We start from the raw sequence: 8,490 nt of genomic DNA on the forward strand, positions 1-8,490 counted from the left end.
GTTCGACCCGACCCCGGAGGAGCCCCACCCCGCGCCGGGTCGCGAATCCCAGACCCGGGCGGCGGCCAGGTTCCGCGTGGTGGTGGAAGTCGCGGACGCCGATGAGGCGCAGTACGTCGCGCGGCGCGCGGTCGCCGTGGCCCCCGTGCTGCTGGCCATGGCCGCCAGTTCTCCCTACTGGGCCGACGGCGGTGACTCCGGGTACGCCTCCACGCGAACCTTCGAGGCGCGGTGGTCACCCGCGCACTACACGGTCATCCCCACCGACACCGCGGACGGTGTGCTGGCGGCGGAGGACGAGCTCGTCGGCACCGGCGTGGTGGTGGACCGTGAGTCGATCGACGTCGACATCCGCCCGTCCCGGGACGGCAATGGGGTGGAGCTTGGGGTCTGTGACTCCTGCAGCACGGTGGACACCCTCGTCGTCGTCGCCGCCCTGTTCCGCGCCACGGTCGACCGCATCCTCTCCGAGCGCGCCGACCACGGAACCAGCTGGGAGGATCCCTCGACCACCGTCCTCGACGCGGCGTTCTGGCGGGCGGCCCGCTCCGGCATGGAGGGCGATCTGGTGGACGTGTCCACCGGGGGCCCGCGCCCCGCGTCCGAACTCCTGACCGACCTGGTGGAGGGTCTGACCGAGCAGCTCCGCGCCGGCGGTGAGCTCGACCTGGTCCACGACCTCCTCGACGGTATCCGAGGGGCCGGCACCTCGGCGGCCCGCCAACGCGCCGCGCACCGCCGTCGCGGGAGGCGAGGGGACGTCGTGGCCGTCCTGCTGGCGGAGACCGTCGACCGGATCCGGCCGCGCGACGTGGCGGACGACCGCGACATGCGGTCGATGCTCGCCTCCTACTCGCCGCTGGGTGAGGCCGTCACCGAGGAGGTGCACGACGAGGCGATCACCGAGGACGGCGTGCCGCGGCCCGAGTACGTGGACGTGCTCAAGGCCGTCTCCGACCTGGGCCCCGACACCCTGTGCGAGCGCAGGGACAAGGTCGATGACCGACTGCGCGACCTCGGGGTGACCCTCAAGGTCTACGGCAGGGACGAACCGCAGGTCTTCCCGCTCGACTCGGTCCCGCGGATCATCCCGGCCGACCAGTGGGCCCGGATCTCGGCGGGAATCGAACAGCGGGCACGCGCGATGGAGCTGTTCCTCCGGGACATCTACGGTCCAGGCGAGATCACCCGCGCCGGTATCGTCCCCGCCGAGGCCCTCGAGCGGGCACCGGGCTTCCGGCCCACCGGCCGGTCGGTCCCGGCAGGGGCGCTGCACGCCCCGGTGTGCGGCGTCGATCTGGTCTCCACCGCCCCGGGAGAGTGGGTCGTCCTCGAGGACAACCTGCGGATGGCGGGCGGCCTGGCCATGGCGGTCGCGCTGCGCGACCGGATCAGCGAGGGCTTTCCCGAGTTCGGGGCGCGTTCCGAGATCCACGAACCCCGGGTCGGCCTGGAGATGCTGTCGGAGACCCTGCGGGCCGCCGCCCCGGACGGCGTGGACGATCCCGCCATCGCGGTGGTGATCGCCGAGGACGAGCTCGAGGCCTTCGACCTCAATCAGGCCGCCGCGGCGATCGGCGGCCCGCTCGTCACCCCCGACCACCTGGTGGTCGAGGACAGTCGACTGTGGCGCGTCGACGGAGGGGAGCGCGTCCCGGTCGACGTGCTCTACGTCCGTATGGACGAGGAGATGCTGCTGTCATCGTCGGGTGCGGACGGAACGGTGCTGCGGCGGGGTCTGCTCGGAGCGATGGCGGAGGGCGGCGTGGCCGTGGTCAACGCGCCCGGCAACGGCGCCGCGGACGACAAGGCGATCTACGCGCGGGTGCCGGAGATCATCAACTTCTACCTAGGCGAGAAGCCCCTCATCGGTCAGGTGGACACCTACGTCTGCTCCGACCCCGAGCAGCGGAAGCAGGTCCTCGACCGTCTGGGGGAACTGGTGGTCAAGCCGATCGACGGCTACGGCGGCTCCGGCATCACCGTGGGCCCCGAGTGCTCACCCCGCGAGCTCGACGAGCGCCGCGACGAGTTGAGGCGACACGGCGAGCGATTCGTGGCCCAGGAGGTCCAGGCCCTGTCCACCCTGCCGACGTTCGACGGGCACGAGCTCCAGCGTCGGCACGTCGACATGCGGGCGTTCGTCATGCTCCGGCCCGGGGCCTCGGGTGAGATCCTCGCTTCCGCCCCGCCCGTCGCACTGACACGAGTGGCTCCGGCGGGCACGATGGTCGTCAACGCCTCGAGCGGAGGCGGGGGAAAGGACACCTGGATCCACCGTGCATGACACGACCGAGATCACCGAGGAGGCCGAGTCCCTGGACGTCGCCGGCCCACCCGACGACGCCGCCGGGGGGCCGGGCGAGATCCGTCACACCACCTCGCCGTGCCTGTCACCGGACGGGTCGATGCTGGCGTGCGTGGTCACCGAGCGCACCGGATACCCGCGGGCGGTGCAGCGGCCGCTGGGACTGGGGGGCCTCGACGGCGCCGGGCCCGAGCGCGATGTCGTGCTGCCCGTCAACGGTCCCGTCCGTCGAGTCGCCTACTCGCCCAACGGCAAGTGGCTGGCCTGCGAGGTGGCGCCCGACGGTGGTGAGCGTGAGCGGATCTGGCTGGTCACGACCGATCCCGCGGACAGGGACGTCTATCCGATCGACACCCGTCACGACGCCACCGAGCAGATCGTCTGCTGGGACGGCGACCTGCTGGCCCTGACCGCCTTCGACTCCGAGGGGCTGGCCGAGGGGAGGCTGGTGGACCCGGAGACGGGTGAGAGCACGGTGGTCGACCGCCGGATGGGGGGCGCGCTCGTCCACGCCCGCGACGGGGCCGCCCTGTTCCGGGTGGGCGCACGGGGTCACCGCGAGTTGCTCCGCATCGTCCCGGACGGCCGGTGGTGGCCGCTCCTGCCCGTCGACACCGGCTCCACCACGGACGCCGGAGTGATCCTCGACGCGGGGGGTGAGAACCGGCCGATGAAGATGCTCGTGCGCAGCGACCACTCCGCGGAGCGCATGGGTCTGCTCGCCGTGGAGGCGGACGAGGAGAGCACCGAGTCCTGGACAGTGGCCTACCGGGAGGACGCCGACCTCGACCGGGTGGAGGTGAGCCTGGACCGCTCGACGGCCGTCCTGCTGTGGAACGTGCGGGGCGGGCTCTCCGAACTCGAGGTGCTGGACCTGCGGAAGAGTCGTCCCCGGACCATCGCCCGACCCCCGCTGCCGGAGGTGGTCGCGACCTCTCCCACGCTCACCGCCGACGGCCGTCTGCTGGCGCTCACGGTGCAGAGTCTCGACCAGCCGCCGCGCATCGTCATGTACGACGTGGAGCGACGGAGGTGGACGGGAGAGCCGCCGAGGCAACCGGATCCGGCCCCGGTGCTGGTCCGCTTCACGGCCCGTGACGGTCTGGAGCTGTCGGGGTGGCTGTACCGCTCCGACCCCGCCGACGAGCCGACACCCACGGTCGTGCACCTCCACGGTGGGCCCGAGGGGCAGTCCCGGCCGGGGTACAACGACCTCGCCCGCCGGTACCTCGACATCGGCGTGACCTATTTCGCGCCCAACGTGCGCGGGTCCACGGGGTCCGGCCGCTTCTTCAGTCACGCCGACGACCGCTACGGCCGCTTCGCGGGGATCGACGACGTCGAGGACGCGCTGTTGCACCTGGTCGAGGAGGGGATCGCCGACCCCGACCGGGCGGTGGTCTCGGGCCGCTCCTATGGCGGGTACCTGGTCAACGCGACCCTGGTCCGGCATCCCGGGAGGTGGCGCGGGGGCATCGCGGCGTGCGGGATGAGCGATCTCCAGAGTTTCTACCGCACCACCGAACCGTGGATCGCCGCCGCGGCGTATCCCAAATACGGGAACCCGCTGCAGGAGCGTGAGCTGCTCAGGGAGGCGTCACCCCTGAATCTGTACCACCACGTGGACGTGCCCGTGCTCTTCGTCCACGGGGCGCACGACACCAATGTGCCGCTCAGCGAGACGGAGCAGGCAGTGGAGGCATTGCGCCGGCGTGGCGTACCGGTGGACGTGTTGCTCTTCGAGGACGAGGGTCACGAGTTCGTGAAATTGGCCAACAGGCAGCTGCTCGGAGACCGGGTGGTCGACTTCTGTCAGGAGGTGTTCGGTGTTCGGACGCAAGAAGAGTGAACCCCGCGACGCGGACGGGTTCGAGGGACGACTGATCGGGTGGCGGCGCCACATCCACGCCCACCCCGAGTTGTCCTACGAGGAGACCGAGACCACCGATTACATCGACGCCGAGCTCCGGGCGATGGGGCTGGAGCCGACGCGGTTCCGGCTCGGCACCGGCCTGTGGTGCGACGTCCCGGCCGCCGACGGCGCCACCGCATCGGACGTCGTGGCCCTGCGCGCGGACATCGACGCGCTGGCCATGGGCGAGGACGCCGGTGAGTCCTTCGCCTCGGAGGTCGACGGGGTCGCCCACACGTGCGGTCACGACGGCCACACCGCGATGCTCCTGGGCGCGGCCGAACTGCTGGTCGCCGACCCGCCGCCGCGCCCCGTGCGCCTGATCTTCCAGCCGGCGGAGGAGACCATGCCGGGAGGCGCCAAGGACTGCGTCGAGGAGGGCGTGGTCAAGGGCGTGGATCGCATCCTCGCGCTGCACTGCGACCCGCACCGCCGCGTCGGCGAGGTGGGCGTGACCGGCGGCGCCATCACCTCGTCCAACGCCAAGATCGGCATCACCGTCCACTCGGACGGCGGGCACACCGCCCGGCCGCACGAGACCCAGGACACGGTCTTCGCCCTGGCGCAGATCGTCACGGGGGTGACCGCCGTGGTGGACCGGACGATCGATCCGCGCTCGGGCACGGTCCTGACCTGGGCCTCGGTCAAGGCCGGGGGGACCGCGCCCAATGTCATCCCCGACTCGGGGCAGCTGTGGGGCACCCTGCGCAGCGCCGACCGCGACGTCTGGGCCACGGCGGAGCCCGTCGTGCGCGAGGCCGTCGAATCGATCGCCGCGACGTACGGGGTCCGCGCCGAGGTGGACTACGTCCAGGGTGTGCCGCCGGTGGTCAACGACGTCACGTGCGCCGACCTGGCCGCGTCGGCCGTCGAACAGGTGCTCGGTCCGGACGGGGTGGGCACCGCCGTGCAGTCCAGCGGCGGCGAGGACTTCGCCTGGTACACCGAGGAGATCCCCGGCGTCTACCTGCGACTGGGGGTGTGGGACGGCGAGTCCGAGGAGACCGACCTGCACCACCCGGGGTTCGTCCTGGACGAGGCCGCGCTGCCCCACGGCGCCCGGATCTTCGACGCCTTTGCGCGACTCGACCGCGGAGACTGAACGGGGGCGTTCAGGAGTGGCCGAGCAGATGCCGAGCGACGACGGGCCGTACTCGACCGTCGGCCTGATGGCGGACCCCGGGGTGCCCGACAGGGTGGCGGCGGCGATCGCGGACGACCTCGCCGACGATCTCGCCCGCGAACTCGGGGGGCGGTGGCGGGTCGAGGTCGCCCAGGAGACGCTCCCGCTCGGCCCGGACGGCGAGATCCGACTCACCGAGCACGCTCCCCGGTTACTGCGGCAGCACGAGTGGGACTTCCTGATCTATCTGACCGATCTGCCCACCCGATCCGGCGGGCACCCGATTCTGTATGACCTCAGCGGTTCAACCGCTGCGGCCCTGGTCTGTCTGCCGGTGCTCGGCGTCGTTCGGGTGGGATCCAAGGCCCGGGCGCTTGCCCTCCGCCTGGTGAGGTCGGGAACCCGCCGGGACGAGTTCGGCCCGCCCGGTTCGGACGACCTGCCCCCCGCCACGTGCACGGGCGTGGTCAGCAAGGTCCGATTGCTCGGGGGGATGGTGCTCAACAACAGGCCCACCCGGATGGTGACGGCGTTGTCCGGTGTCGTCGCCGCCGGGGCGGGCACGGGTGCCTTCGGCATCTTCTACGGCAGCATCGCCTCCCTCGCGGTGGAGCTGCATCCGATCCGGTTGCTGTTGATCAGCGTGCTGGGTGTGCTCACGCTCGTGACGTGGCTCATCCTGCGGAACGGACTGTGGACCGGCTCCGACGACGAGTTCGGTCCGGGCCGTCGGCGGATGGACAACACGGCAACCGTGCTGACAGTGGGGGTCGGCGTGGGAGTCATGTTCCTCGGACTGCTGGTGGCCATGCTTGTGCTCGCGATCGCCGTGGTGGACGCCGGCTACCTCGAGACGCAGCTCGGGCGGCCCGTCGGCGCTCCGGACTACGTCCACCTGGCCTGGCTCGCCACCTGCCTCGGGGCGTTCGCCGGCGCGCTGGGCTCGAACTTCGACGATGAGGACGCGGTCCGCGCGGCCACCTACAGTCTGCGGTGGCACGAACGACGCACGATGTTCGACAACTATCAGCGGCGGGCCGGTGAGCGCCGCGAGCAGCAGGAGCGGGAGCGGATCGAGCGCGAGAACTCCGACGACGACGACTACCGCAACGACGACAACCACGACGACGACAACCACGACGACGCCAACCACGGCGGCGGGGACGCCGGGGGGACGTCCACGGTGGAGGATGACTGCTCGAAAGGGTAGACAAGGGACATGACAGCCGTCCCGACCCAGATCGCCCCGTCCGCCTCCGCCCCGACTCTGCCCGCCGCGAGCGGGCCGATCTCGGAGGCCGTGGTCACGGCGTTGGCGACGGGCCGGACCGACGGGCTCCCGGGCGTGCCGGCGGACACCGATCCGCTCGGCCGCGATCTGCAGCTCGCGCTGTACACGCTGTACGAGCTCCACTACCGGGGCTTTGACGGGGTCGACGCCGACCTCGAATGGGACCCCGAGCTCCTGCGGCTCCGGCGCGCCCTGGAGTCGCTGTTCCTCGATCACCTCCGGGGAGCCGTCGAGCCCGGCGACGACCCGGTGGCGGAGATGGACGCACTGTCAGTGGAGGCGACCTCCGGTACCGGCCCGTCCTGGTACTTCAAGGACGAGGGCACCTGGGACCAGCTGCGCGAGTACTTCGCCCACCGGTCGCTGTACCACCTCAAGGAGGGCGACCCCCACGCGTTCGCCATCCCGCGACTGCAGGGGCAGGCCAAGGCCTCGTTCGTCGCCGTGGAGTTCGACGAGTTCGGCGGTGGGCGCGGCGAGCGGGTGCACCAGCAACTGTGGGCCGACCTCATGAGGTCCGCGGAGCTGGACCCCACCTACCTGGGTTACCTGGACCGGGTCTCCGCGGCGACGCTGTCGACCGTCAATCTGATGTCGCTGTTCGGCCTGCACCGATCCCTGCGCGGCGCCGCGATCGGGCACTTCGCCGCCATCGAGATCACCTCGTCCCCGGGGTCGGCGCGGCTGGTCGCGGGCCTGCGGCGGATGGGGGCCCCGGAGGAATGCGTGCACTTCTACGCCGAGCACGTGGAGGCCGATGCGGTCCACGAGCAGGTGATGCGCCACGACGTCGTGGGGGACCTGGTGAGCCGGGAGCCGCAGCTGGCGGCCGACGTGGTGTTCGGGATGCGCACGCTGGACTACCTCGACGAGCTGGCGGCGGGCGAGATGCTCGCCGCGTGGGGCCGCGGGGACTCCTCGCTGCTGCCCTGACGCGCGGGCGCACCGACGTCGCGGCACCCGCCACCCGCCCCGAGCTCAGTCGTCTGCGCCGGCTGAGGTGTCGGTAGGGGTCTCGGTAGGGGTGGCCCGTATCTTGCGCCGGTGGCTGGTGTCGCACAGCGGGTAGTTCTTGCTGCGCCGACACGTACACACGGCCACCATGAACCGGTCGGAGCACACGCGGGCGCCGTCGTCGGTGACCAGGTCGACGGGACCCTCGACCAGCATCGGACCACCGGGGACTATCCGGACGACCCGGGACTCCCGGTCACCTGCGGTCGACACGGACCACCACCAGTTCCTCCACCCGCCGCCCGGGCTCGAGCAGGCCCGCCGCCTCGAGGCGCTCGGCGTACTCGAGCATGACCGGTCCGAACTCCACGACCCGGCTGGCGACCTGCCGGGCGTCGAACCCGGCCCGCCCGAGCCGGGCGATGGTCTGCGGGGGGTCGGAGAACTCGGAGTGGACGATGAGCATGGACCCGCCGGGGGCCACGAGATCCGGGGCCAGATCGCAGAGCTCGTCCAGGACCACCCTCCCGTTGGCGCCGGCGTCCCAGGCCCGGTTGGGTCCGGTCCCGCGGAGGGGTTTGTCCGAGGGGACGTAGGGCGGGTTCGACACCACCACGTCGAACGGCCCGGCCCGCCGGGCGTCGGCGAGGGTCCCGACGCGCGCGTCCACCCGCACCCCGGCGCGCTCGGCGTTGCGGGTCGCGCAGGCGACGGCGGCGGGGGAGATGTCAAAGGCGAGGACCTCGCGCGCACCCTTCAGTGCTGTCTCGATGGCGAGGATCCCGCTGCCTGTACAGATGTCGAGGACCCGCTTGCCGGTGACCAGGTCAGCCTGGTCCAGCGCCTCGCAGAGCAGCCACGAGTCGTCCTGCGGGGCGTAGACACCGTCGTCGACCTCGATG

Annotated in this window: 7 protein-coding genes; 5 read left to right on the top strand and 2 right to left on the bottom strand. The window is 71.7% G+C overall.

The window, feature by feature from the left end; translation table 11 throughout:
- From G6027_RS03835 to G6027_RS03855, 5 genes are all read left to right on the top strand, one after another.
- Positions 1 to 2,287 (top strand): carboxylate--amine ligase/circularly permuted type 2 ATP-grasp protein (locus G6027_RS03835; protein ID WP_182635543.1); only part of this gene is annotated, 2,287 nt, incomplete at its 5' end.
- Positions 2,280 to 4,157, top strand: a complete 1,878-nt coding sequence (locus G6027_RS03840) for a prolyl oligopeptidase family serine peptidase (protein WP_182635545.1) — start codon at positions 2,280 to 2,282, stop codon at positions 4,155 to 4,157. The genes G6027_RS03835 and G6027_RS03840, both read left to right, overlap by 8 nt.
- A complete protein-coding gene (locus G6027_RS03845) occupies positions 4,135 to 5,322 on the top strand; it encodes an amidohydrolase (protein ID WP_182635547.1) in 1,188 nt (395 codons plus the stop codon). Before G6027_RS03840 ends, G6027_RS03845 begins: the two co-directional genes overlap by 23 nt.
- Before the next feature lie 28 nt (positions 5,323 to 5,350).
- Positions 5,351 to 6,553: a hypothetical protein gene (locus tag G6027_RS03850; protein WP_241726788.1), complete on the top strand. Its 1,203-nt coding sequence runs from the start codon at positions 5,351 to 5,353 to the stop codon at positions 6,551 to 6,553.
- A 9-nt stretch (positions 6,554 to 6,562) separates the two neighbouring features.
- Positions 6,563 to 7,567 carry an iron-containing redox enzyme family protein gene (locus G6027_RS03855; RefSeq protein WP_182635549.1) on the top strand — a complete coding sequence of 335 codons (1,005 nt, stop codon included), beginning with the start codon at positions 6,563 to 6,565 and terminating at the stop codon, positions 7,565 to 7,567.
- 45 nt (positions 7,568 to 7,612) lie between these two features.
- On the opposite strand, the gene G6027_RS03860 is transcribed toward G6027_RS03855, so the two are convergent.
- Positions 7,613 to 7,804 carry a CDGSH iron-sulfur domain-containing protein gene (locus tag G6027_RS03860; protein WP_182635554.1) on the bottom strand — a complete coding sequence of 64 codons (192 nt, stop codon included), beginning with the start codon at positions 7,802 to 7,804 and terminating at the stop codon, positions 7,613 to 7,615.
- Between the two features lie 40 nt (positions 7,805 to 7,844).
- A complete protein-coding gene (locus tag G6027_RS03865) occupies positions 7,845 to 8,489 on the bottom strand; it encodes a HemK2/MTQ2 family protein methyltransferase (protein WP_182635552.1) in 645 nt (214 codons plus the stop codon).
- Position 8,490 lies beyond the last annotated feature (1 nt).

Source organism: Dietzia sp. SLG310A2-38A2 (assembly GCF_014145095.1).
In the GTDB taxonomy this organism is placed as follows: Bacteria; Actinomycetota; Actinomycetes; order Mycobacteriales; family Mycobacteriaceae; genus Dietzia.